This window comes from Enterococcus raffinosus, from assembly GCF_019175485.1.
GTDB lineage: Bacteria > Bacillota > Bacilli > Lactobacillales > Enterococcaceae > Enterococcus_A > Enterococcus_A raffinosus.
Genome location: NZ_CP072888.1, coordinates 101717 through 124953, shown reverse-complemented (window position 1 = coordinate 124953; position 23237 = coordinate 101717). Strand labels below are relative to the sequence as shown.

Here is a 23237-nt window from a genome sequence, read left to right as displayed (position 1 = left end):
TGAAAAATATGAATAATCAGAAAAATCCGATCGCGAACAACCTGCGATCATTAAGAAATCGAAACAATTGGTCATTAGAATATGTCGCAGAAAAGTTAGAGGTATCACGTCAAGCCGTTGCTAAATGGGAAAGCGGCGAGTCTTTGCCAGACGTATTGAAATGTGACGCACTAGCGAATTTATACGAGGTTACATTAACGGATCTCATCAGACACAATCAAGAAGAAGAAGGGGTGCCGATTGGACCAGCCGGCAAACACATTTTTGGAATCGTTCCTGTGGGGGCACGGGGTCAGATTGTCTTACCCAAGAAAGCTCGTGATCTTTTCAACATTGAAACGGGTGATACCTTAGTGGTTCTTGGCGACACGAACCCAACTTTTCCCGGCATCGCTTTGATCGACAGCCAAAGCTTCATACAACTAACAGGAAATAGTCTTGAACCGCTTTTTAATCGAAAGGAGGAATCCTGATGAACCTGATGGAAGTCACAGAACTGACTAAAAATTATCCGACATTTTCCTTAAAAAATGTCAGCTTTCAAGTACCCAAAGGCAAAATCATCGGATTGATCGGTATCAATGGCGCCGGTAAAACTACTATTCTGAAGGCTTTATTGAACCTGATTCCTATTGATCATGGAAAGGTTACGATGTTTGAAAAACTCTTTTTGGAAAATGAACTGGCCTGCAAGCAGCAGACTGGGGTTGTTCTAGGCGGCATCGATTTTTATAAAGAGAAGAAGATCAAAGACATTACGAAAGTGACGAAACGATTTTACGAAGATTGGGATGAAGCAGCATATCAAAGCTTCTTAACGCTTTTTTCCTTGGACCCCAATAAAAAAGTCAAAGAACTATCTGCTGGGATGCGGGTGAAATATTTGATCGCCCTGGCACTGTCTCACAAAGCAAAACTATTCATTTTTGATGAGCCTACTAGTGGTCTTGATCCAGTTTCACGGGATGAGCTGATCGAGATCTTTCTTCAAATCGTTAAAAATGGTGAAAAAAGTATTCTTTTCTCCACGCATATTACCTCCGATCTGGAAAAATGCGCGGATGGCATCGTTTATATCCAGGCAGGGGAACTGGTTAAAGCAGCGCCGAAACAAGAATTCATTGATTATTTCCAAAAGCTGAAACGCCCTGAGGAAACAGAGGCGCTGAGCTTAGAAGATATTATGGTACGAATGGAGAGAAAACACTATGATTTCTAACTTACTCTATAAGGAATTTCGTCTGGCCCTTCATCCTAACTTGATTGTCTTTACACTGATGGGACCACTCATTTTAATACCTGGATATCCTTATACAATGGTTTTTCTTTTCAGTTTGATTGGGAATTTCATTAATTTGATGTATACGCGAGAAAACAACGATATCTATTATTCTGCGTTGCTTCCACTGAAGCGTTCGGAGGTTGTTTTAGGAAAATGGCTGGTTTTATTGATCTCTCAGCTATTAACGATTGTAATTTCTATTCCTTTTGCCTTTTTACGACTTAGGCTTCTATCCATGCCAAACCCTGTGGGAATCGAAGCGAATGTGGCGCTTTATGGCTTTGGTCTGATCATCTTCAGCTGCTTTAATTTCATCTTTCTAACAAGTTATTTTCAAACAGGCTACAAAGTCGGGACTTCCTTTTTAAAAGCGTTAGCTCCAGCGACTTTTATCGCGATCATCGTCGAAGTTCTTGTCCATTTTCCACAGCTGGCTTGGTTGGATTCAGTCGCTTTTGACGGACAAATCAAGCAGCTGCCTATTTTAGCTGCAGGCCTGCTGATTTATCTTGTTGCCATGTGGAGAACCTATAAAGTTTCTGTTCGTCGATTTAGTCAAGTGAATTTATAAGCTCTACGAAAAAAACGTTTTGATCGTTTGCCGATCAAAACGTTTTTTACTTCTCGAAATACCCCGTCCAAGAGAGTCCATCGTCGTTTACTTTCGCTCCGACAAACTCTTTCTGAGTGGCTTTTCTGACCAATTTTCCCTCACCGGTCAGGTCCTCCATCAGCTCTTTATGGCGCGAGTATGTCACCTTTTCTAGCTCATTTAAGTCGCGATTCGTGAAAAAATCTTCACTAGGCGCAACCTGTTCTGTCTGCGAGAAATCAGGCGTTTCCTGCTCCTCAACAGCAACATCCTTCCTTTGAGTAAACCAAAAGAATAAAAATGCTGCACCCAGTACACCAACCAGTGCCACTACTTTCTTCATTACGTCCTCCCCTGAAGCATCTTCTTACTTTTAGTATGCCACAGTTGAAAACGTTTTTGAATGAAAAATTAATTGTTTAGCGAATATTCCTTTATTTTTGAAAGAAATATATGAAGACGCCTTATTTTCCTGAAAAAAATAAAATGAAAATCAGCTTGTTTTACTCAAACTCTTCGTATTCATTCGGATCTTGACCCTCAATGCGGCCATCCGCCTTTTCTAAAAGATTGATTCGCTCAATTTCTGTTTGAGACAATTCAAAATCGTAAATAGCCAGATTTTCCCGCTGATGTACCAAATTCCGGGATTTAGGAATAGGAAGAATTCCCCGTTGCGTATGCCAGCGTAAAATGATTTGTGCCGGTGTTTTTTCGTATTTTTCGGCTAGCTCAGTAATCACTGATTCCTTCAAGGCGTCGCTGCCGCGACCCAAAGGACTCCACGCTTCAGTTATAATCCCGCGTTCCTGATTTGCTGCGACCATTCGTTCTTGCACCCAATAAGGATGAATCTCGATTTGATTAACCGCCGGTGTCACACCGGTTTCTTCAATGATCTTATCTAAATGCTCCGGTTCAAAGTTAGAAACCCCGATCGAACGGATCAGTCCTAATTTTTGCGCAGTCACTAGCGCCTGCCAAGCTTCAACGTAAAGTCCTCGTTTTGGTAAAGGCCAGTGAATCAAATACAAATCAAAATAGTCCAGTCCCATCCGAAAGAGTGACTCTTGGATCATCATCAACGCGTCTTCATAGTGATGGTACTTTCCTGGCAGCTTTGTTGTTACAAAAAATTCTGAACGAGGAATGCCGGAACGACGAATCGCTTCTCCAACAATTCCTTCACTATCATAATTCGTGGAGGTGTCTAACAGACGGTAGCCATCCTGGATCGCCGTTAAAACTTGATCAAGCCCTGCGCCTCCACGAATCTGGTAGGTGCCTAAACCAATCGCTGGTATCTGATGCCCGTCATTCATCGTAATTAATGGTGCTTTCATCATCAAAATCCTCCTTTTATTTAACCGCTCCATCAATCATGGAGCACGTTTCAATTTCTACCTTACCATCAACTTCTTCTATCTGTTAAATCCTCTGCTCACTTTAAAAGAAATACTTTCCAGATAAGGCAGAAAAAAATGCGGAAAAGAGGTATACTACTGATTGAACACTTTAGAGGGAGAAGATCACAATGGATTCAATTATTTGTATCGTTTTGGGTATGCTGTTTGCAAATGGTGTTCCCCACTTTGTCAAAGGGATCACCGCTGAAAGATGGGATGTTCCTTGGAAAAAATCAGCTTCTGCCTCCACAAATGTCCTATGGGGAATAGCAAATTGGCTGGTCGTCGTCATCCTTTACGCACTTTTCAAACCAGATGTGAATAGTTTTGATGCCGCCTGCTTTTTAATTGGTATGGGCATTACCGGCTATTACCTTGCCCTGCATTGGTCAGAAAATAAAAATGAAAATGACGCTGCCTAATTCAGCAGCGCCATTTTTTTATGCTTCAATTTCCGCTTTTTGTTTCTTCGTCAGCTTCTGATAGACTAGCTGATACGAGGTTTCTATCAGTTGCTGAATCGCGTCATCCGACAACTCGTCGCTGGCCAGCTTGATAGAGTTCCAATGATTTTTGTTCGTGTAGTATCCCGGAATCACTGTCCCGGAATAAATCTCCCGCAGCTCTTCATTTTTTTCCGGCAAGTTTTTCAAGGTAATAATCGCATCCTCGCTCGCCTGATCACTCATCATCCCGAACATCTTGCCCTGCAAATCAAAATAAAGCACTTCCCAATCTTCGCGAAAATAAACTTTCGCTCCCTTTAGCGTTTCCCCAAACGTTTTAAACCCGTCGATACGCTGCTGCATCACTGAATTTTCCATAGCTCCTCCTCTGTCACGCCCCTCTAACTCAGGAACAGATCACTTTACTAATTAAGGTATCATGCAACGAAGGGACAATCAAATACAAAAAAGCAGCCCTTCTTTTAAAAATAGAAGGACGTACTTCGACAAACGTTTTTTTAATAATTTTTTTCTTTTTACTATAAAATTTCGCGAATAACTATTTCATTCTTTACGCTACAAATCTTGTCCTTTAAACAGCCAATATGCCGCAATAAAGCCCACTATCCCTGTCAAAAAGATACTTCCCAACGTTATCAGATCATCCTTGAAGGGCAGTTCCATCAAGCTTTGAACAACTACTGCTGACCAAGGAATGAATTTTGCCATTTTGTAGGGCATATTCATGGCGAACATTTCAATTCCAGTAAATGCCAAGGCCACCATAATCGTTGGATAGAACAGCTTTCGCTGCAATACACTTACCGTTAACAACGGGATGGCTGCTACAAAACCTAAGAGACAATACTTGAGCAAGGTAGTAGTCAAAATTTTTGTTCCCGCTAAACCAAAAGTAGTCGGAAAAATCAGCCAACCGCCAATCGTATAAATGAGAACAACGCCGATCAACGTTCCTACATACCAGATCAGCCAGATTGCTAGCTTTCCCATAAGAAACCGCAGTCTAGAGGTCGGAGCAGTTAATACATTGTTAATCGTTCGGTCTTCATACTCCCGTTGCATTAAAAATGTAATGATGAAGCCGCTCATGAGAGACAAAACGGTTCCTACCACCATATACACACTCATCATCCATGCTTGATAATTTTCTGGCGGATGTTCCACAATCACCAAATCTTTGAAAACCATATAAGCAGAGACAAACAACGTCAACAACGAGCACACAGCGAAAATCCGATTACGCTTCAGTTTCATCCATTCAGCAGAAATAATATTAAGCAATCCCAACACCCCCTGTAATCGTCCGAAAGTGTTCCTCTAAGTTGTCTGAACCGATAAACAACCTCGAGACCGCTATGCCATTTGTCCCAAACAATCGATTGAGTTCTTGCGGTTCATAAGTAAAATCAAAAATTTTGATCGTATCACTTTCATCTACTGAGTAATTGGTCACATTCAAAGCTTCCTCCAATAAGCGCGCGGCCTGATGAACATCGGATACAGTAATACTAATGTAGCGTTGATTGTGCTGGGCAATCTGACTCATATCGCATTCCTCCATCAGCTCCCCTTCATGCAGAATACCAATAATATCCGCGATTTGTTCAATCTCTGACAGCTGATGACTGGAGATCAAAATGGTTTTTCCATGAACCTCTGCCAACTCCTTTAATAATTGACGAATCTCCGCGATCCCGATCGGATCTAGTCCGTTGGTTGGCTCATCCAAGATCAATAATTCCGGATCATTCATAAGCGCATTGGCAATCCCTAAACGCTGCTTCATTCCCAATGAATAGTTCGCAAAACGTTTATGCTTCGCTTGGGTCAGGTCAACCAGCTTTAAGGCCTTTTCCACACTATTTATTTGGACCTGTCCCTTCAATTTAGAAAAAACGCGCAAATTCTCAGGTCCAGATAAATACGGATAAAAGCTTGGTGTCTCGATAATATTTCCAATTCTTGAATAAACCTCCGGGTGTTTACTGGGGGCTTGACCGAATAACCGGACTTCCCCAGAGCTTGCCTTTGCTAAGCCTAAGAGTATTTTCATGATCGTCGTTTTTCCCGCACCGTTACGACCTAGCAGCCCATAGATCTTCCCCTTAGGAATTGCCATCGAAACGCCTTTGACAACAGTCTGATCATTGTATTGCTTTGACAAAGCGGTTGTTTTAATAATAAAGTTTTCCATAGCGACCATCCTTTCTATACCTTTAGCTTAGCAATGCTACCTTGTCCTAACCTTGCCGAAGTCTTGTTTTTTGCTGGTTTATTTTGGTAAGCGGACATGAAAGGTGGTTCCTTCACCTAATTTGCTGCTGGCTGTAATTGTGCCATGATGAGCGGCGACCAGCTCTTGAACAATTGCCAATCCCAAGCCGTTGCCCTTTGACCCGCGAGCTTCATCCCCTTTATACAGACGATCAAAAATACGCGGCAGATTTTTCTCAGAAATTCCTTTGCCGTTGTCGCCAATTTCAAGCTGCAGCAGCTGACCTTGCTCGGTTAACTTGATCGTCAGCTTATTTCCTTGGCTATGCTTCATGCTGTTTTCCAATAAATTATCAACAATCCGACGAAAAGCCGCGAAATCCACCTGGTAATACAGTTCCTTTTCAGAGATTTGAATATCATAGGAAAATTGCGGCTCCATCCGTGGAATCCACTCACTAACAAGCTCCCGCAGCAGCTCCGCAACATCGTGGGTTTCAAACTGATAGCGGCGTTCTCCTGATTCAAGCTTGACCCATTCAAACAGCGTGTCGATATATTTTTCCAATTCAAACGCTTTTGCCTGTGAAGCCTGTAAATACTCCCGCTGCTCTTCCTCCGTGACCAGACCATCGTTAATCGCCTCTAAATAACCAATCAAGGAAGCCAAGGGGGTCCGAACGTCATGAGACAAGCTAGTGATCAGCTGGCGGTATTCCTTCTCCGAAACCTGCAGACGACTCAGCTGCTGCTTGATTTCTACGACAATTTCATTCAAACGAAAACAAAGCGCTGCAACGTCTGAACCTTCATCCGCAATTATTTTTCGATCAAGATTTCCTTCACCGATATCCTCCAAAACCTCCATTGCTTGAGCAATCTGTTGCTTATTTGTACGAAGACGTGCCACCAGATACAAACAAGCCGCGGCCAGTAAGAGACAAAGACTGCTTAAAATCATCATTTCCTATCTCTCCTGGTTAAACCGATAGCCGACACCGCGAACGGTTTGAATGAAGAAAGGCTGCGTCGGGTCTGGCTCGATTTTCTTCCGCAGCTTGCTGATAAAGGACATGATATTACTATCATCAAAAGCATACTCATCGCCCCAAATTTGTTGATAGATTTGCCGCTTCGTAAAAATTTGCCCTTTATGGGAAGCCAAAAAGTACAAAAGATCGAACTCTTTTCCAGTCAATTCCAGCGACTCCTCCTTCAATAAAACGATTCGCGTCTGCGTATCGAAGGACAAGTGATTTAACGTCAGCGTCTTTCCTCCTGCCGCTGCACGATTAAAGGTTGTGTAGCGCCGAACCAGCGAATCAATCCGAGCCATCAGCTCCGCCATGCTAAAAGGCTTCGTCAAATAATCATCCGCCCCCAGCTGCAGGCCACGAATCTTATCCGCCTCCTCGTTCTTTGCTGTCAACATCAAGACCGGCACCACACTCTCCTTGCGAATCTCTGTTAGAATGCTCAACCCGTCAATTTGCGGCAGCATAATATCCAATACGATCAAGTGATACTCCCCTGTTAAGGCCATTTTCAATCCGCCCGCACCCGTATGAGCAAACGCCGCCTCATACTCAGCACGCGTCAAATACCGTTCAATAATCGAGCACAGCTCTTGATCATCATCAATAATCAATACCTTTATTTTCTCCTGCATCGGTCATCTCCTTATAAAAATAATGGTTTTATTCTTAATTTTAGCAAAGATCACCCTCGTTCCGGATGAAAATTACAGAGTTTAGGAATAAATGAAGAGACAAAAAACACCTTCCAGCTTGGGAACGTGCGTTTTCGGAGGTGCTATAGAATTTTTGTGGGGTTAGTGTTTTGGAATTAGAGAAGTTTCCTGGGTGAATTGGTTGTGTGATAACACAATTTGCGTTCCATTGTTTTAGATTTAGATTACAATCAAAGGGCAAGAAGTATTTCCTGGACAAGGATTTACATTCCACTATTTTAGATTTAGATGAGTCGGAATAGATCAGGGATCGTCGCCGTTTGCGGACTTTTTTCGCTCTCATGTTTCGATAATTTTTATGGTACAATGTTCTAAAATCATCTTGGAGGATCTATTATGAAAATTGGAATTATTTCTGCTATGGATTTGGAAATACAACCTTTGATAGAAATACTAGTTCCTGTACAAACATTCGAATATCTAGGTAGAAAATTCTATGTTTCAAAACAAGGTGCCCATCAATTTGTTTTACTGTGTTCCGGTCAGGGAAAACAAATAGTTCCGTTTTTACCCAAGTATTAATTGACAAATTTTCTCCAGACTTAGTTCTCAATATCGGTATTTGTGGAGGAATATCCTCTAATTCTTGTTTATCAGATATTTATCTCGGTAAGAAATACTGTCATTACGACATACGAAAAAAGCAATCGCAACTTAAATTTCCTTATCAACTCTTTTACGAAGCCGATAAAGATGCAATTCATTTGTTCTCAAAACATGATTCCTCATTAAAAATAGGTACTTTTGGTACAGGTGAAGGTTTCGTCACAGAACATAAACAAAGGTCGTCTTTAATAAATGACTTTCACATTGATTGTGTTGACATGGAATCAGCCTCAATAGCCCAATGTTGCTTTTTGAACAAAATAAGATTTTTATCCATACGTATTGTTTCTGACAAGGCTAATTCACAAGCGGTCAATATTGGCGAAATGGAGCAAAAAAAGTTGATGTCAAAAATCTTTAATTTAATCTGCCTAATTTACATAATAGAGTAAGCTTTTCTATTTAACTATTCATTCATGCCTTTCTACGTGATAGCCCCAGCTACATTTACATTCCACTATTTTAGCTTCAGATGGGTCTGAAACTTCCTCAGTTGCAGGCGTTTCGATATTTACATTCCACTATTTTAGATTCATATCCCGCCTTAAATTATACCTGTTACCATGCGGCTCTAGAAGAGACTTTCTGTCGATCTCAAGTTTATTACGTCGTCACTCAATAAAAATAACAATATACTTAATAGAAAATCCTTAGAATTCAACATTTTCATGCTGCTGTCGCAACTACAGAAATTTCTGATTTTTTGAGGTCGACAGATCCCCCCAAAAAAATAGCGCCAATTTAATTGTGATTGGTTCACTTGTACTAAGCTTTTTACTAGAAATCCTTGATGAATATTTGATTTATCAGCAGAATCCACTCCTACCCTCTCATAAACTCTATCCCTTAAAAATATTCCTCACAAATTTGTTCAATTTCACTATAACTTAACCCATAGTTAGAGTGTTTAAGCTGATTTTTAAACCAAGTAAACATTGTCTCTTTTTCTTGTATAGTCGCTTTCTCAAGAATTGCTTCCCAAACGTAGCGACATTCTGCAGACACTTCATACAACTCTCCTTCTAAATCATCCATATCTACTTGCTCAACTTCGAGAAGAATATAGTTTGTTAAGTGAAAAGCAGCAAGATGTGCCTTTTTCTCTACTAACGATACGATTTCATCGTCAATAAAACTAATTAAATCATTGACAAATTTTTCGATTTTGTCGTATTCAATATAATTTTCATCCCCCGCATGCCGAAGAACAATTTTGTCAATTCGGTGCTTTAATTGCTGCACGTCCTTTTCTGTGATTTCTGGAGAAGTAAGTCGAGTAAAACGTTGAACTAAATTTTTATCTTTTTTTAAAAGGTCAATTAGAAAATCACGAACCACTTGCTCTTCTGCATTCGATACTAATTGTTCGATTTTTTTCGAAGCAACTCGTATATCTTGCCATTGATCTTCGTTTTTTCCATCTTCATACTCGTATAAAACCGCTGCCATATGTTTGCAATACTTATCTACACCTGCATAAGGACAATCACAATAAAACCTCGGAAAATCATATTTGATACCTTCAATCACAACTTCGTAATCATCCGTTCCGGCAACAGCTGCCTGAATCAAATCGTCTTGTACCTGAATATCAACAACGCGTTCTTCTAAAAAATATTCGTATCCCCGATCTAAAATATGTGGTTTAAACAGCCTTTCCCAATTCTCCATATTTTTCTCCTTATGTAACTCTTTTTATCCAATCCTTATGCAGCCTTGTCGTAATACCTTGTATCGTTCCCGGTTTTTCGTGCCTTTTCAGTTGAAAAATCTCTTCATATCGTTCGTCTTCATCTGAAAAATCTCTTCATATCGTTCGTCTTCATCTGCGACTCCTTCCCATAATCGGTTCAAGACCTCATGCCAACTAATAAAATTAGACCATAAAATCATTTTTTTGTAGTAAGCTGCAGGGACTTCAAAGGTGAAAAGAGCATGTCTCGAAAAATCAATGTCACTTTTTTCTGAAAGATACGCATAGATATCCGGCCAAACCCAGATTAAATCACGATCTAAAGGCATGTCTATCCGTTTTATAAATTGCCTTTTCATCCATTCTAATGCCCACAGACAATTTTCTCCTTCTTCGTCATCCGTAAAGATAGAGTATTCTGGATCTCTTTTAGGAATTATAAATCCTTGTGAATCAGTATATGTCAGAAAATCTCTCTCACCCTCTTAAATTCAATAATTCCGTTCGTTTTTACTATTCAATTACTTCTTAAAACAGTTTTCGCATTAAAAAAGTATTTATGGAAATCATCTTATTATTTTAGATATAAGATTTACATTTAAAACTGCTCTAGCCACAAAAAATCGTTTCTACTTTTTTAGATTTGAACAAGAAGAAAGTTCCGCAAACGTGATCAATAGCATATTTACATTCCACTATTTTTAGATTTGAACCGAGCAAAATCAATATTTAAGATCCAATCATTCACCATTTACACTCCACTATTTTTTAGATTTGAACGATTACGGAATCGTACACGGTCAGCCGAACTTACTCGAATTTACATTCCACTATTTTAGATTTAAACCCCACCCTAAATTATACCTGTTGCCACTAGGTCTTAGAAGCACTTTTCTGTCGATCACAGGGTTACACCCTCATAGCCGGACAATCATAACAACGATTTCCAGTACAATCTCTTTGATTTCAATCATTTTGTGCTACTGTCGTAACTATGGGGATTTCTAAATTTTTCGGGGCGACAGATTTTTTCTACTACCCACTCAAGTTTTCACTGATTCGGCTTCAATTGAATGTGAAATAGCCATCCGCATTGTTTAAAAAAACGGATGGCTGTTTAGTTATTTCATTCCATGACAAATAAACCTTCAAAAGGGGATTTTTTTAATTTTGCAGTTTGAAGAGAGTGTCTCTAGATGATTGTAAACAATTTATTTTCGTTTGCGTTTCCTCTTTTTATCTTCTTTAGCTTTCTTCGTCCCTTTTTTGGCTTTCCTGATCAGTCCGTCCTTATATTCGCGTTCTTTTTGCTTCTCGCTTTTCGGCTTCTTGTAGCTCTCATAAGGCAGCTTCTTTGCTGCAGAAAGTGCCATGGGTCTTGGTGTAGAGGATTTCTGGGATTTAGTCTTGGGTGGTTCTTTTACTGTGGCAGTTGCTAAATCGCTGATTGATTCGGCTTTTTGCGTTGTCTCAGCAGGAATTTCAGTAGGGGCTTCTTTTGCTTCATCCTTTTTAAGTTCTTCCATCCGAGTATCAGTCAATACAATTCCTTCTGGCAATAATGCCTTTACTAAGTTCAATTTTTCGTCTTCTGTCATATGGCTAAAGTCAAACTCTGTTAGCGCTTCCTCTTTTGAGCGGACGGTCTCAACTTTTACAGACTCCTCCACGACTTTGCCTTTTCTGATTTTTGGATGACGGGTGCAGTTTTGAATATCAGAATTTTCTAGCTTAACAAAACGGCGAATGCCTTCTTTCTCAAAAATAGTTAACGAACTCATTAACTCTAAGACGGCATCAATCTTCATCCCAGAGGAATTTGAGTCCGCATCCCGTAAGCTCCATGTATGAAGCTTGCCAACTGCATCTTCAAATGTGGAAAGAATTTTGTATTGCTGACCATCGGTTTCCTCCACAGGTGTTGTTGGGGTGAATAAGTATTTTTTGCAGTCGCTCAAGCGATTGTTAAAACGATGGTATTCATTTTTATTTTTGTATAAACGGTTTTTGACCTGTGTCCACTCTTTCTCCTCTTTAAAGTAATTCTGGAACAACGGACCACATTTGCGCAGAACATCTGTTGGCTCCGCAAATAGAAGAAGTTCTCTGACTAAATCACTGCAGAAATCAGAAAAATCACTGATGCACAAAGAATGCCGGATCAGCACCGCGACCAAGTATTGAATAACAGTATCTGAATCAGATGAATCTGCATAAAATTTTGAAATTCGTTTTTCAAGATTTTCTCTTCCCATAGTATAGATAGTTATTTGTGATAATGGCTTTGTTAACATCGTTTTTCTCTCCTTCTACTTCTAATTTATACATACTCTTTTTTGTTTCCTTTTAACTTCACCTCTATATTATATAACAAGAACAATCTTAAAAAGTTGCCAACATTTTTATTTTTTCAATAGGAAAAGAGTTTTTTGAGTTCCGTTTTACGTTTTACTTCCACACAAAAAACCGTTTGTTTTCCAGAATGACAAAACAACTATTTTAGTTATTTGTTTAATTTATTTTTAGATATATAGTATTATTTAAGTACACACATATTTATTAATCATTATTTTCAAACAATAGGGAATTGGAGGGATCTTAGTGAAAAAGAAGATTGGGGTAAAGCTAGGTATTACATTCGCTGTCTTGTTTAGCTTTCTGTTCGCTTCACCAACGCAACAATATCAGGTAGAAGCAGCGAAAACAAAGACCGAGAAGAAAGCGAGCATTAAACGAACAGCAAACAAAAAAGTAACGGTAAAAGTGAAGAAGTATATTGATGGGGATCGAACACGTTTTAAATTGAAAAATGGCAAGACGGTCACAGCAAAATATTTATTGATCACGGCACCTGAGCTGAAAAAGGAAAATCCTTATGCACAAGAGGCGAAGGAACGCACCAAAGAATTGTTGAAAAATGCCGAAAAAATTCAGATTGAATACGACAAAGGTGCGAAACGCGATAGTAAAAAACGTGAGTTGGTTTATGTTTGGGCTGATGGAGAATTAGTGCAGGAAACGTTGGCAAGCGAAGGTTTGGCAATGATGACGAGCACCAAAGGCAAGAATACGAAATACCTCGATAAAATTAAAAAGGCCGAAAAACAGGCAAAAGATCAAAAACGAAATATCTGGAGTATCGAAAATTATGCTCAAGGTGATAAAGGGTACAGTCAAGCCGCGGCAGATGAGTATAAAAAGGCTCAGTCAGAAGCGTTAGCGGCAAAAAAAGCGGAAGAAGAACGGCTGCAAAAGGAACAGGCTGCAAAAGAAGCGGCGGAAAAGCAAGCCGCAGAACAAGCGGAAGCGGCTAGAAAAGCCGAACAGAAACGACTCGCTGAGGAAGCAGAAGCAGCCAAGAAAGCCGAGGAGGAACGGCTTGCCCAAGAGGCAGCTGCTCAACAAGCAGCAGCACAGGCGCAAGCAGAGGCAGAAGCGCAAGCCCAGCAGCAAGCACAAGCGGCGGAAGCCGCACAGGGGCAGACCGTCTATGTCACTCCAACCGGTAGTAAATACCACACCCATAAATGCGGCAATGGCACTTACTCGCCTGCCACACTAGAAGAAGCACAAGCTCGTGGGTTAACGCCTTGTGCCAAGTGTTATTAAAAGCGATCTTTTAATAAGGAACATTAATAAACGGCCAAATCCGATAGACTCCATCGGATTTGGCCGTTTCTCTTTTTTTCTGTTTAATACAGAGATTTTAGCTTACTTAGTTCATCCAGCATCGCTTTTCTTCTCGGATAATTCGTCTTGAATTCCTGCATCAGCCGCTTTCCTCGAAGATTTCCGCCAGAAATCTTCGTCATCCCCTTCATTAGATTAGCGATCGCACGATACTTTTGACGATTCGATACAGGGGCTGCTAATTGCCGTAATTCTTTCTCATATTTATCTAGCATTCTTTCAGGAAATCTGTCTTTCAATAAGTCAAAATGCTCACGTACCTTATACAATTCAAAGGAATCTTCAACATACGTCATTAATCGCTCATAATCTTTTTCTTCTAAATAGAGACGATCCATAAAGTCTTTTCCTTCTAACGCTGAATAAATTCGTTGCCTAGCAGCTGGCCATTCTTCTTTTGTATAATTTGCCTTTAATTCACGGAAAATTTCGATATTCCCTGGGTCATCGGTTAGCAAAAGCTGCCACAATTGGTCAAGATAGCGATCCTTATCGCCTAAGGTATTATAGATTGCTTTCAGCACATGGCTATATTCACTGACCAACCCTGGATAAGAATGATCCAATTTAATGCTTTCTTCCAATGTCTTGATGGCCGTTGAATAGTCCTTTCGAGCGAGTGCATTTGCGATATATTTTTTACGAACTTCGCTAAACGCCCAGTAGCGAGTATACTGTTTCCTTACCTCTACTTCATATTTTCCCTCTTGTTCCATCATTTCTATAAGGAAAACAGCCCACTCAGATAACTGAAACTCCCTTCGCCAGCCTTCCATCGCCTCTGCTTCTTCAATCATTTTTTTAGCGAACCGCAGCTTAACCTCTACGAAGCTAGCTTCAGGAAACCCAACACGAATAATTTCCTCAACATATTCCTTTGAGTACTCATTATCAGAGGTCGTCAGTTGCTTAGTGAACCAATCAAACATTCGTTTCTTTTTGTTTAGCTTCACCTCTGCTAAAATCGTTTGCCATCTTTCAAAGCATTCTGACAGGATCATGGTGATCTCTCCACCAGAATCATCCATTTCAACAGTGTCGACTCGATTAACCAAATAGCCGAGAACCTCAAAAGCAGCTGAATAGTCGTTCGCTTCAATCAGCGGATCGACTTCATTTGTTAAGAGCCCTAAAATATCCCCGCCAAAGGTAAAAGCGTTATGATAATCAATAAACCCACTATAGTCTTCATAGGTATCAAAAATATCAGCGATTTGATTTATAATATAGCGGACACTTTCCGCTGAATAATTAGACAAAAATTCTCGAGCAAATTGATGAGCTAATTTTTCATCGTTAACGATTGCGGACAATAAAAAAGAGCGAATCATTGTTTCATCTGCCGTCATCACAATTTTTTCTAATTCCTCTGCTGTATCTGAACGTTGAGCTGAATTCTGCCCATGAAAAACATTTCGTTCCTCACACATGAACAAAACAGCCACCATATGTTTACAATTATTTCCCTCAGCCGCATAGGGACAATCGCAATGCAGTTCAGTGATTTGATCTTCTGTATGTTCTATCGTTACTACATAATGCTCTGAACCTTCAACGACCGCATTGACTATTGCTTCACGAACCTCAAAATCATCGACTGCTCCCGCCATAAAATACTCATATCCCCGTTCAAGGATGCGCACAGGGAAAAGATCTTGCCACATCATTTAGCTCACACTCCTTTACCATCAGTCTAAAATAAATCTGAATAAAAAGCACGAATACTTTTGATGCTATTTTCCTCCAGCACGAAAAAAGAGGCTTCTTAAATTAAAAGCCTCTTTTTCGTGTATTGACATTGAAAAAGCTTAAGCATCGCCACTGTCCACTGTCTCGAAGTTCTCCGCGCCTCCAAGATTATCGATTTGGAAGGTTGCATCGTCTTCGTTATAACGTAAGGTGGCCTTTTTATAGCGGAAAACTTGACTCACGTCATCCGTGTCGTCGGTGTAGACCGTGTCATAATAGATCAGGTATTGGACCGTATAGACGTCTTTGCCTGTCAGACTGACCGATTCGACCTTCGCTTTTGCATTGACCCGTGCTTTTTTATCACTGGTACGGATATCGGCGATAAATTTCTCAAAGTCCTTTTCGTCTGCATTGCCCAGCCCATCGACAAAATACGCTGCTAGTTCGCTTCTTTGTGAGGAGCCAAAGCTGCCGTATCTAGACGTATAGCCTGACAGATCACTATATAAATTATCTAAGAAATTCTGCACATCTGCTTCCGATTGGACATGATCAAAGTTCAGGTTAATCTCTGAGGCATAGCTGTCTGCGTTATAGTCATCCGCCAAAAACTCGTTGGCTGCGATTTGATACGTATCACTTTTTAATGAATCACCGGCTGTCTTAAAGAGCAGCTGAACCTCCATCCCCTGATGCCAAACGACATCCTTGATCTCCGCTTGCCCTTTTTCGATCGTGGCGACCTCCTTGTTATTCAGCAGAACCTTTGCCCCATCGATATTCGAGGTAACCTTGAAGGAAATTTTGTGGAGATTCATCGCTACATGGCTATCGGTTTCAAATTCAGGATTGTGATAGCGGATCAGCGATTGCTTCGAAACGGACTTCTCGCTGTCTAATTTTCCTTCCACCTGATAACTTCCCGGAGTCAACGGACCCCAAGTCGTCTGATAATTGGTGCCCTTTGACGTCGCCAGCTTTTTATCATCTAAAGATAAATCCATCCCTGCTTGATCTGTCGTGACCGTCAAGTAGACCGGCTGAATCACTAGCTGATAGCGAGGAAACAGACCAAGATATTTTCCTTTCGTTTTAACGGAAAAGTCTTCTAAATGTCCGGGATTATGTTTTAAGTCCGCCAAAAAATCAGCGAAATCGGCCTTGTGGCTGCTTTCTTGGTAATAACTGATAAATTTTTTCAAATTTGCCGCAGATACCTTATAGTTGGGATCTTCCGAGGTGATGACCTCCGCCATTTTTTCAGGATCTTGTGTTTTGAAGGTTCGCTCCAAACGGCTCAGCTGCTGAGGATAGCTGTAATAATAGCGACTAAACATAAAGCCGCCCACTAATAATACGATGAGCGCTAATCCCGTGCCGATCCCGATTTTTTGCTTCTTTGACAACGGCTTTTTAGCTGCAGGGGTTTTTACCACCGTGGCTTTTAACCGATGCCCGCAGTTCGGACAAAAATCAGCGTCTTTCGGAACTGATTCGCCACAGTTTGGACAGAAGCGGTCGTTTTTCGATTGTAGTTGCTGTTCTTCTTCAGTGAAAATTTCCGATGTTTCAACGCTTTCTGACGCAAAAGGATGCCCACATTCCTCGCAAAAACGCGCATCTTCCAAATTTTCATGACCACAATTTGGACAATTCTTCATTTGTACCCTTCCTGTTCTGTTGGTTTTCACCATTGATTCAAGTCTTTGTCTTTCCTATTGATTGTAGCAAAGATCCCAATAAATGAGGATAGTAATTTAAAAAGCAAAAAGCACTTCCTCGATTTGAGAAAGTGCTTCGACTATTATCCTTATACGATCGACATGCCGCCGTCAACAACGATGAATTGACCGTTGGTATAGCTTGACGCATCGCTGGAGAAGTATAGGATCGTCCCGTTTAATTCCCCATGCTTGCCTGGACGGCTCATTGGGTTCAAGCCTTGATATAGATTTAAGAAGTCATCGGATTTGAATAAGGTATTTTCGGTCATTTCAGACTCAAACAGTCCTGGTCCGATGGCATTGGTTGTGATATTGTATTTCCCATAGCTGGCCGCCATTCCTTTAGTTAGCCCTAAAACTGCCGCTTTGCTGGCATTGTATGAATGACGAATGAACACGTCCTCTTTATCTGCCATGATCGCGTTAATGGACGCCACATTGACGATTCGCCCATAGTTATTGTCCATCATATGCTTAACAACATACTTGCTAACGAGGAAGATTCCCTTCACGTTAACGTCCATTGATTTGTCGAAGTCTTCTACCGTTAAGGAGTCGACACCGCCCCCTACTGCGATCCCCGCATTGTTCAGTAAAATGTCCAGATGTCCAAAGTGGTCAAATGCTTGTTGGATTCCAGCCTTGACGTTCGCTTCGTCTGTTACATCCATCTTAATTGCTAGAACATCACGGCCCATCTTTTTGATTTCTTCCGCTAATTCTTCCAATCTTTCCAAACGTCTAGCTAATAACACCACATCCGCGCCAGCTTCCGCATACGCAATTGCCGCGTCACGACCTAACCCGCTGCTGGCACCTGTTACTACTGCTACTTTTCCATTTAAATCAAACATATCCTTACCTCCTCCTTTTTGTTAGCGCATTCATCCGTGCTATCCTAACGGTACCGAAGATGGTAGGGTAATGTCAATAGCTTGTTAAAAAAGAGCGGATTTACTCATTAAAGCTTTCTGGTTTCGAAAATTTCCTTAGCAATCATAATCGCGTTTAGTACCTTAGGAAAGCCAACATAAGGAATACAATGGGTAAAAACCTCGATGATTTCTTCTTTAGTGATACCGACATTCAATGACCCGTTAATATGGACGATCAATTGATTTTTCGTGTCGCCTTGTGTTAACAGACTTGTAATGGTGTTGATTTCCCGTTCTCTAAAGGAAAGAGTATCCTTTTCATAAATATCCCCAAAGGCAAATGCCAAAATGTAGCGGCCAACATCTGGGGCGATCCCTTCCAGCGTCTGGATGACACGTTCCCCAGCCTCACCATCGATCGCCTTCAAATTTTTCATTCCCTGTTTCAATCTTTTATCATACATAGCAGCTTTCGCCTCCCTTATGGTAAAGTACTATAAACTATCAAGTGGACTTTATAGCAAGGGATTAAGTAAAAAAAAATCGAACGAAGGAGAGAACAGATGTATAAAATCAGTGAGGTGTCGAAAATGATCGGCTTCAGTGTGCCGACACTACGTTACTATGAGGAACTGGGAATCAGTGCTCCCGCCAAAAATAAAAGCGGCTATCGTGAATACAGTGAGGCCAATATCGAGTGGCTACGTTTCATTCACCGCCTAAAACAAACCGGGATGGATTTGGAGTCGATCAAAAAATATTCTCAGTTGCGCAGCCAAGGCGATCAAACCATCGAGAAGCGTATGAAGCTTCTGGCTGCCCAAAGGAATCGCCTGCTAACGGAAAAAAGAAAAATTGAGCAGCATCTGACCTTTTTAGAAGAGAAACAAAAGACTTATAAAGAAATGCTGGCAGACAGAGACCGCTGATAGGAAACTATAGTTTCTTATCAGCGACGAAAATAGTCTCACTTTCGTTCCCAGCGCTTCTTTTGAAACAATTCTTTCGATTTTTCTTCTCATTGTTCTTTTATTTTATAATGGAAGAAAAGGAGGCATTTAATTATGTGGGTATACAAAAGCGAAGTATTGGAAACATCGATAAAATGGTTTAAGGATAGTGCAAGTGTGGAAGATCTGGATCGGTTAGATGATCTAATCAATACTCGATCAGCAGAAGGATGGGAATTTGTTACCCATTCTTATATGCCGAATGTGATTGCGACAAGAAGCGCGATCCTCGTAACATTTAGAAAAGAAAAATAGCAGCTTGGACTTAAAGACTGGGAAAAATCCTAGTCTTTTTTTCTATGACTAAATTCAGTTTTACACAATCCTTCTCAAACAAATTTCTCCCTCCCTAGCTTCGTTTGTACACCCGTAGGAATAAGAAAATGAGTACTGTCCTTCCTTGACAAAGTTATTTTTACAATAATTATTCTTAAAAATTAACTTGCATTTGTTTTACTTTTCACCTAAACTTTATAAACAGAGAGAATGAGAATCATTATCACTTATCTAAGGGGTGAGTTCTTGAAAAGAAAAGGAATTATACTTGGTCTACTTTTGTTAAGCGCTCTCTCTTTATTTATCGGAGTCAAAGAGTTGATGCTGCAGGGGTTGCTTCGAGGCGATTCTGAGCAATGGCTGATCCTAGCCACTACGCGTGTTCCGCGAACCGTCAGCTTGCTTTTAGCCGGCGCGACAATGAGTATTTGCGGTCTGATTATGCAGCATCTCACACAAAATAAATTTGTTTCACCAACAACAGCGGGCACGATGGATAGTGCTCGATTGGGGATTTTACTGGTAATGCTTTTTCTGCCAAATGCCTCTACCAGTGTTCGAACGCTTGCCGCCTTTGTTTTTGCTTTTCTCGGAACCTTAATCTTTTTAGGACTAAGCCGGCTGCTTCCAAATAAAGATCCAATATTTTTGCCTTTGCTGGGTGTGATGTTCGGCAATATCGTTGGTTCTGTCGCGACCTTTTTTGCTTATCAGTTTCAACTGATCCAAAATATGTCCTCCTGGCTGCAGGGAAACTTTTCGTTAGTCGCCAAAGGCAGCTATGAGCTGCTCTATCTGACGATTCCTTTATTTTTCATCATTTATCTATTTGCCTATTCCTTCACAATTGTTGGCTTAGGGGAAGATGTGGCGGTGAATTTAGGTGTCAATTATCGGTTGATGCAAATGCTTGGGATCGGTTTGGTCGCTGCCGCCAGTGGATTGGTATTGATCATGGTAGGGACAGTGCCTTTTTTAGGCGTGATCGTTCCAAATATCGTTTCCCTGATCTATGGGGATCATGTAAAGCAAAATCTATGGATTACCGCGTTGAGCGGCAGTCTGTTTTTAATGGCCTGCGATATTATTTCCCGCATCGTCATCGCCCCCTATGAAGTGCCTGTCAGTCTAACGGTAGGGATTTTAGGTAGTCTGATATTTATTTATCTATTGGTTAGGAGGAGACGTGCATGAAACGATCTCTGCCAAAAAAGGAGCTGCTTTTAGCTAGTCTTGTCCTGATCGTTCTGCTCTTGTGCGGTCTTTATCTGACATATAACACCTATGGGAACTTTCAGTTTGCATGGATGCTGCGAGGGAAAAAAGTGGCGGCCTTTTTACTTGTTGCCCTGGCGACAGGAATGGCGACCATCAGCTTTCAAACTATGACACAAAATCAATTTTTAACCCCAAATATTTTGGGCCTGGATTCCTTATACGTGTTGATTCAAACCTTGCTGTTTTTCATTGTCGGCGGGGTCAACATGCTGTCGCAGGAGCAGACCTCCACCTTTTTGATCAGCATTCTTTTGATGGCGCTGTTGAGCTTACTGCTAGCGAAGGTCTTGCTGAAGCGGCAGCAAAACGATCTATTCATCCTACTGATGCTGGGGATGATCTTTGGAACCTTATTCAGCAGCACCAGCAATTTTTTACAGGTCATGATGGACCCCAATGAATACGATCTGTTGCAGGGACGGCTCTTTGCCAGCTTTGGAAATATCAATACGACGCATTTAGGCTTGGCGGCTGGAATCATTATCCTAGGGTCCCTCCTTTTATTTGCTGCCAATCGTTACCTGGATGTCTTGCATTTAGGGGGGGATCAAGCGACCAATCTAGGAATCTCACTAAACAAATTTCAAATTCTGATCTTATTTTTAGTCAGTCTCTTGACTGGAACCGCGACGGCATTGGTGGGCCCTATTACCTTTTTAGGCTTTATTGTCGCCAACATCAGCTATCAGCTGATGCCCACCTATCGCCACAGATATCTGTTCCCGACCGCCGTTTTACTAGGAATGATCTTTTTGATCGGCAGTCAATTTTTAGTCGAACAGGTCTTCCAGTTAAAGACGACGGTCAGTGTGGTGACACAATTTATCGGCGGCTTGTATTTTATCTGGAAAATCATTTATGAGAGGAGACGGCAAAAATGATCGAGCTAAATGACGTATCAAAGAATTACGGGATGAAGAAAGTCATCTCTGAAGTGAGTTTACCCATTAAAGAAGAGAAGCTGACGGCTTTTATTGGACCAAACGGTGCTGGCAAAAGTACCCTGCTGTCGATGATCAGTCGGTTGATCTCCATTGATGCCGGGCAAATCTATCTCGATCACAATGAGGTAAAGGCTTGGCGTTCCAATGAGCTATCGCAAAAATTATCGATCTTAAAGCAAAGCAATGGCGTCAATCTGCGGATCACTGTCCGTGAGCTTGTAGGCTTTGGCCGCTTCCCCTATTCAAAAGGCCGCCTAACGAGAAACGACCTGGAGATGATCGATTACGCCTTAGAAAAACTAGGACTAGTGGAAATGGCGGAGGAAAAAATTGATACGTTATCTGGCGGGCAATTACAGCGAGCCTATATCGCGATGATTCTAGCCCAAGATACGGAATACATTCTATTGGATGAACCTTTGAATAACTTAGACATGAGTCATGCGGTACAGCTGATGAAAACCTTGCGTCGCTTAGTAGAAGAAGAACACAAGACCATTTTATTGGTGATCCATGACATTAACTTTGCGGCGACATACGCGGATGAGATCGTTGCGATGAAGGCGGGAGAAATTTTTGCCCACGGAACGATGGAGGAGATGATCCAGCCACAGATTTTGAATGCCCTATACGATATGGAGATCAAAATCTGCGAGCTAGATGGTAAGCGCTTCTGTATGTATTTTAATTAGACATTTTTTAGGTATCAAACTCATCAACCTTGAGTTTTTTAACAATAAATTAGGAGGAAGAAGGAATGAAAAAATATATAGTTGGTTTATCATTGGTATTGTTAGGGGCAGGTTTGGCGGGCTGCGGCTCAACGAACGGTGAAAGTACCAGTGCTTCTACCGACAAAGACGCGACAAGCAGTACGGTTAAAGAGGCAAAGACGATGGAGGTTCAAGATTCGAACGGCAAAGTCACCGTACCAAAGAATCCTGAAAAGGTCGTTGTTTTCGATAATGGCTCGCTGGATACTCTGGATGCTCTAGGTGTCGGCGATAAGGTGGTAGGCGCAGCTACGGACAACTTGCCTGAATATTTAGCAGACTACAAAAAAGTGGACTCTGCTGGCGGAATCAAGGAACCCGATCTAGAAAAAATCAATCAAATGAAGCCAGACTTGATCATCATTTCTGGTCGTCAAAGCGACTTTTTAGATCAGCTGAAGGAAATTGCTCCAACAATGTATCTGGCGGTAGATTCTTCTGATACCTGGAACTCTATCAAGCAAAATGTCGAAACGCTAGGAAAAATCTTCGGCAAAGAAAAAGCCGCCAAAGAACAATTAGCTGAATTAGAAACTAGTATAAAAGAAACCAAAACAAAAGCTGAAGAGAGCAAAGACAAGGCCTTGACCGTTTTAGTAAATGAAGGGCAGCTTTCAGCTTACGGAAAAGATTCTCGCTTCGGCATTGTTTACGATACCTTTGGATTTGCACAAGCCGATGATGCTATCAAAGCTTCTACCCATGGTCAAAGTGTTTCTTACGAATATGTGTTAGATAAAAATCCAGATGTACTATTCGTCGTTGACCGTACAAAAGCAATCGGTGGTGACGACAGCAACAATAATGTCGCTGATAACGAACTCGTCGCTCAAACAACTGCCGGCAAAAATAAAAAAGTGATTTCTTTACAGCCAGACGTATGGTACCTAAGCGGCGGCGGTCTGGAATCAGTCAAAATGATGCTAGAGGACGTTAATAAAGTCTTTGAATAGCAGCAAAAAAGC

At 41.1% G+C, this 23237-nt stretch carries 27 protein-coding genes; 13 read left to right on the top strand and 14 right to left on the bottom strand.

The window, feature by feature from the left end:
* The first annotated feature begins 8 nt into the window (after positions 1 to 8).
* The 3 genes from J9537_RS00635 to J9537_RS00625 are packed head-to-tail and all read left to right on the top strand — an operon-like array spanning position 9 to position 1853.
* Complete coding sequence (locus tag J9537_RS00635) at positions 9 to 473, top strand: helix-turn-helix domain-containing protein (protein WP_218256343.1); 465 nt, start codon at positions 9 to 11, stop codon at positions 471 to 473.
* Complete coding sequence (locus tag J9537_RS00630) at positions 470 to 1219, top strand: ABC transporter ATP-binding protein (protein WP_218257300.1); 750 nt, start codon at positions 470 to 472, stop codon at positions 1217 to 1219. Before J9537_RS00635 ends, J9537_RS00630 begins: the two co-directional genes overlap by 4 nt.
* On the top strand, positions 1209 to 1853 hold the full coding sequence (locus tag J9537_RS00625) for an ABC-2 transporter permease (protein ID WP_010747288.1): 645 nt from the start codon (positions 1209 to 1211) through the stop codon (positions 1851 to 1853). Before J9537_RS00630 ends, J9537_RS00625 begins: the two co-directional genes overlap by 11 nt.
* A 46-nt stretch (positions 1854 to 1899) precedes the next feature.
* Here the strand turns inward: J9537_RS00625 and J9537_RS00620 are convergent, their stop codons facing one another.
* Both J9537_RS00620 and J9537_RS00615 read right to left on the bottom strand, forming a co-directional pair.
* The gene (locus J9537_RS00620; RefSeq protein ID WP_218256342.1) at positions 1900 to 2217 is read right to left on the bottom strand and encodes a hypothetical protein; all 318 of its coding nucleotides are present in this window, start codon (positions 2215 to 2217) and stop codon (positions 1900 to 1902) included.
* A 160-nt stretch (positions 2218 to 2377) separates the two neighbouring features.
* A complete protein-coding gene (locus J9537_RS00615) occupies positions 2378 to 3217 on the bottom strand; it encodes an aldo/keto reductase (RefSeq protein WP_218257299.1) in 840 nt (279 codons plus the stop codon).
* A 191-nt stretch (positions 3218 to 3408) separates the two neighbouring features.
* On the opposite strand from J9537_RS00615, the gene J9537_RS00610 reads away from it, so the two are divergent.
* Positions 3409 to 3702: a hypothetical protein gene (locus tag J9537_RS00610; protein ID WP_218256341.1), complete on the top strand. Its 294-nt coding sequence runs from the start codon at positions 3409 to 3411 to the stop codon at positions 3700 to 3702.
* Positions 3703 to 3720: 18 nt separating this feature from the next.
* On the opposite strand, the gene J9537_RS00605 is transcribed toward J9537_RS00610, so the two are convergent.
* The 5 genes from J9537_RS00605 to J9537_RS00585 form a co-directional block, all read right to left on the bottom strand.
* Positions 3721 to 4104, bottom strand: coding sequence for an MmcQ/YjbR family DNA-binding protein (locus tag J9537_RS00605; protein WP_218256340.1), 384 nt, complete (start codon positions 4102 to 4104; stop codon positions 3721 to 3723).
* 198 nt (positions 4105 to 4302) lie between these two features.
* Positions 4303 to 5037 (bottom strand): ABC transporter permease, encoded by a 735-nt coding sequence (locus J9537_RS00600; RefSeq protein WP_245001269.1) that lies wholly within the window; start codon positions 5035 to 5037, stop codon positions 4303 to 4305.
* The gene (locus J9537_RS00595; RefSeq protein WP_218256338.1) at positions 5021 to 5941 is read right to left on the bottom strand and encodes an ABC transporter ATP-binding protein; all 921 of its coding nucleotides are present in this window, start codon (positions 5939 to 5941) and stop codon (positions 5021 to 5023) included. Before J9537_RS00595 ends, J9537_RS00600 begins: the two co-directional genes overlap by 17 nt.
* Before the next feature lie 78 nt (positions 5942 to 6019).
* Positions 6020 to 6925 (bottom strand): sensor histidine kinase, encoded by a 906-nt coding sequence (locus J9537_RS00590; protein ID WP_218256337.1) that lies wholly within the window; start codon positions 6923 to 6925, stop codon positions 6020 to 6022.
* Positions 6926 to 6928: 3 nt separating this feature from the next.
* Positions 6929 to 7630: a response regulator transcription factor gene (locus J9537_RS00585; RefSeq protein WP_218256336.1), complete on the bottom strand. Its 702-nt coding sequence runs from the start codon at positions 7628 to 7630 to the stop codon at positions 6929 to 6931.
* A 417-nt stretch (positions 7631 to 8047) separates the two neighbouring features.
* On the opposite strand from J9537_RS00585, the gene J9537_RS20565 reads away from it, so the two are divergent.
* A complete protein-coding gene (locus tag J9537_RS20565; protein ID WP_245001268.1) occupies positions 8048 to 8233 on the top strand; it encodes a nucleoside phosphorylase-I family protein in 186 nt (61 codons plus the stop codon).
* Positions 8185 to 8709: a 5'-methylthioadenosine/S-adenosylhomocysteine nucleosidase gene (locus J9537_RS00580; protein WP_245001267.1), complete on the top strand. Its 525-nt coding sequence runs from the start codon at positions 8185 to 8187 to the stop codon at positions 8707 to 8709. Before J9537_RS20565 ends, J9537_RS00580 begins: the two co-directional genes overlap by 49 nt.
* A gap of 454 nt (positions 8710 to 9163) precedes the next feature.
* Here J9537_RS00580 and J9537_RS00575 read toward each other — a convergent pair whose 3' ends face one another.
* The 3 genes from J9537_RS00575 to J9537_RS00565 all read right to left on the bottom strand — a co-directional run bounded on the left by J9537_RS00575 (position 9164) and on the right by J9537_RS00565 (position 12304).
* On the bottom strand, positions 9164 to 9988 hold the full coding sequence (locus J9537_RS00575) for an SWIM zinc finger family protein (RefSeq protein ID WP_218256335.1): 825 nt from the start codon (positions 9986 to 9988) through the stop codon (positions 9164 to 9166).
* 87 nt (positions 9989 to 10075) lie between these two features.
* Entirely contained in the window at positions 10076 to 10369 is a 294-nt protein-coding gene (locus J9537_RS00570; RefSeq protein ID WP_245001266.1) for a hypothetical protein, read from the bottom strand.
* Between the two features lie 852 nt (positions 10370 to 11221).
* The gene (locus tag J9537_RS00565; RefSeq protein WP_218256334.1) at positions 11222 to 12304 is read right to left on the bottom strand and encodes a glycosyltransferase family 1 protein; all 1083 of its coding nucleotides are present in this window, start codon (positions 12302 to 12304) and stop codon (positions 11222 to 11224) included.
* 307 nt (positions 12305 to 12611) lie between these two features.
* Between J9537_RS00565 and J9537_RS00560 the strand changes: the two genes are divergently transcribed.
* Positions 12612 to 13619 (top strand): thermonuclease family protein, encoded by a 1008-nt coding sequence (locus J9537_RS00560; protein ID WP_218256333.1) that lies wholly within the window; start codon positions 12612 to 12614, stop codon positions 13617 to 13619.
* A gap of 83 nt (positions 13620 to 13702) precedes the next feature.
* On the opposite strand, the gene J9537_RS00555 is transcribed toward J9537_RS00560, so the two are convergent.
* The 4 genes from J9537_RS00555 to J9537_RS00540 form a co-directional block, all read right to left on the bottom strand.
* Positions 13703 to 15367, bottom strand: a complete 1665-nt coding sequence (locus J9537_RS00555; protein WP_218256332.1) for an SWIM zinc finger family protein — start codon at positions 15365 to 15367, stop codon at positions 13703 to 13705.
* Between the two features lie 141 nt (positions 15368 to 15508).
* Positions 15509 to 17053, bottom strand: coding sequence for a zinc ribbon domain-containing protein (locus tag J9537_RS00550; RefSeq protein ID WP_218256331.1), 1545 nt, complete (start codon positions 17051 to 17053; stop codon positions 15509 to 15511).
* Between the two features lie 149 nt (positions 17054 to 17202).
* Positions 17203 to 17970 carry an SDR family NAD(P)-dependent oxidoreductase gene (locus J9537_RS00545; protein ID WP_010747312.1) on the bottom strand — a complete coding sequence of 256 codons (768 nt, stop codon included), beginning with the start codon at positions 17968 to 17970 and terminating at the stop codon, positions 17203 to 17205.
* 107 nt (positions 17971 to 18077) lie between these two features.
* Positions 18078 to 18455: a carboxymuconolactone decarboxylase family protein gene (locus J9537_RS00540; protein ID WP_218256330.1), complete on the bottom strand. Its 378-nt coding sequence runs from the start codon at positions 18453 to 18455 to the stop codon at positions 18078 to 18080.
* Positions 18456 to 18554: 99 nt separating this feature from the next.
* Here J9537_RS00540 and J9537_RS00535 point away from each other — a divergent pair, with 99 nt between their 5' ends.
* From J9537_RS00535 to J9537_RS00510, 6 genes are all read left to right on the top strand, one after another.
* Positions 18555 to 18920 (top strand): MerR family transcriptional regulator, encoded by a 366-nt coding sequence (locus tag J9537_RS00535; protein ID WP_218256329.1) that lies wholly within the window; start codon positions 18555 to 18557, stop codon positions 18918 to 18920.
* A gap of 135 nt (positions 18921 to 19055) precedes the next feature.
* A complete protein-coding gene (locus J9537_RS00530) occupies positions 19056 to 19256 on the top strand; it encodes a DUF4177 domain-containing protein (protein WP_010747315.1) in 201 nt (66 codons plus the stop codon).
* Between the two features lie 267 nt (positions 19257 to 19523).
* Positions 19524 to 20471: an ABC transporter permease gene (locus tag J9537_RS00525; RefSeq protein WP_245001265.1), complete on the top strand. Its 948-nt coding sequence runs from the start codon at positions 19524 to 19526 to the stop codon at positions 20469 to 20471.
* Positions 20468 to 21436, top strand: a complete 969-nt coding sequence (locus tag J9537_RS00520; protein WP_218256327.1) for an iron chelate uptake ABC transporter family permease subunit — start codon at positions 20468 to 20470, stop codon at positions 21434 to 21436. The genes J9537_RS00525 and J9537_RS00520 overlap by 4 nt, the downstream gene beginning before the upstream one ends.
* Positions 21433 to 22191 (top strand): iron ABC transporter ATP-binding protein, encoded by a 759-nt coding sequence (locus J9537_RS00515; RefSeq protein ID WP_218256326.1) that lies wholly within the window; start codon positions 21433 to 21435, stop codon positions 22189 to 22191. Before J9537_RS00520 ends, J9537_RS00515 begins: the two co-directional genes overlap by 4 nt.
* 65 nt (positions 22192 to 22256) lie before the next feature.
* Positions 22257 to 23225 (top strand): siderophore ABC transporter substrate-binding protein, encoded by a 969-nt coding sequence (locus J9537_RS00510; protein ID WP_218256325.1) that lies wholly within the window; start codon positions 22257 to 22259, stop codon positions 23223 to 23225.
* Positions 23226 to 23237: the final 12 nt, after the last annotated feature.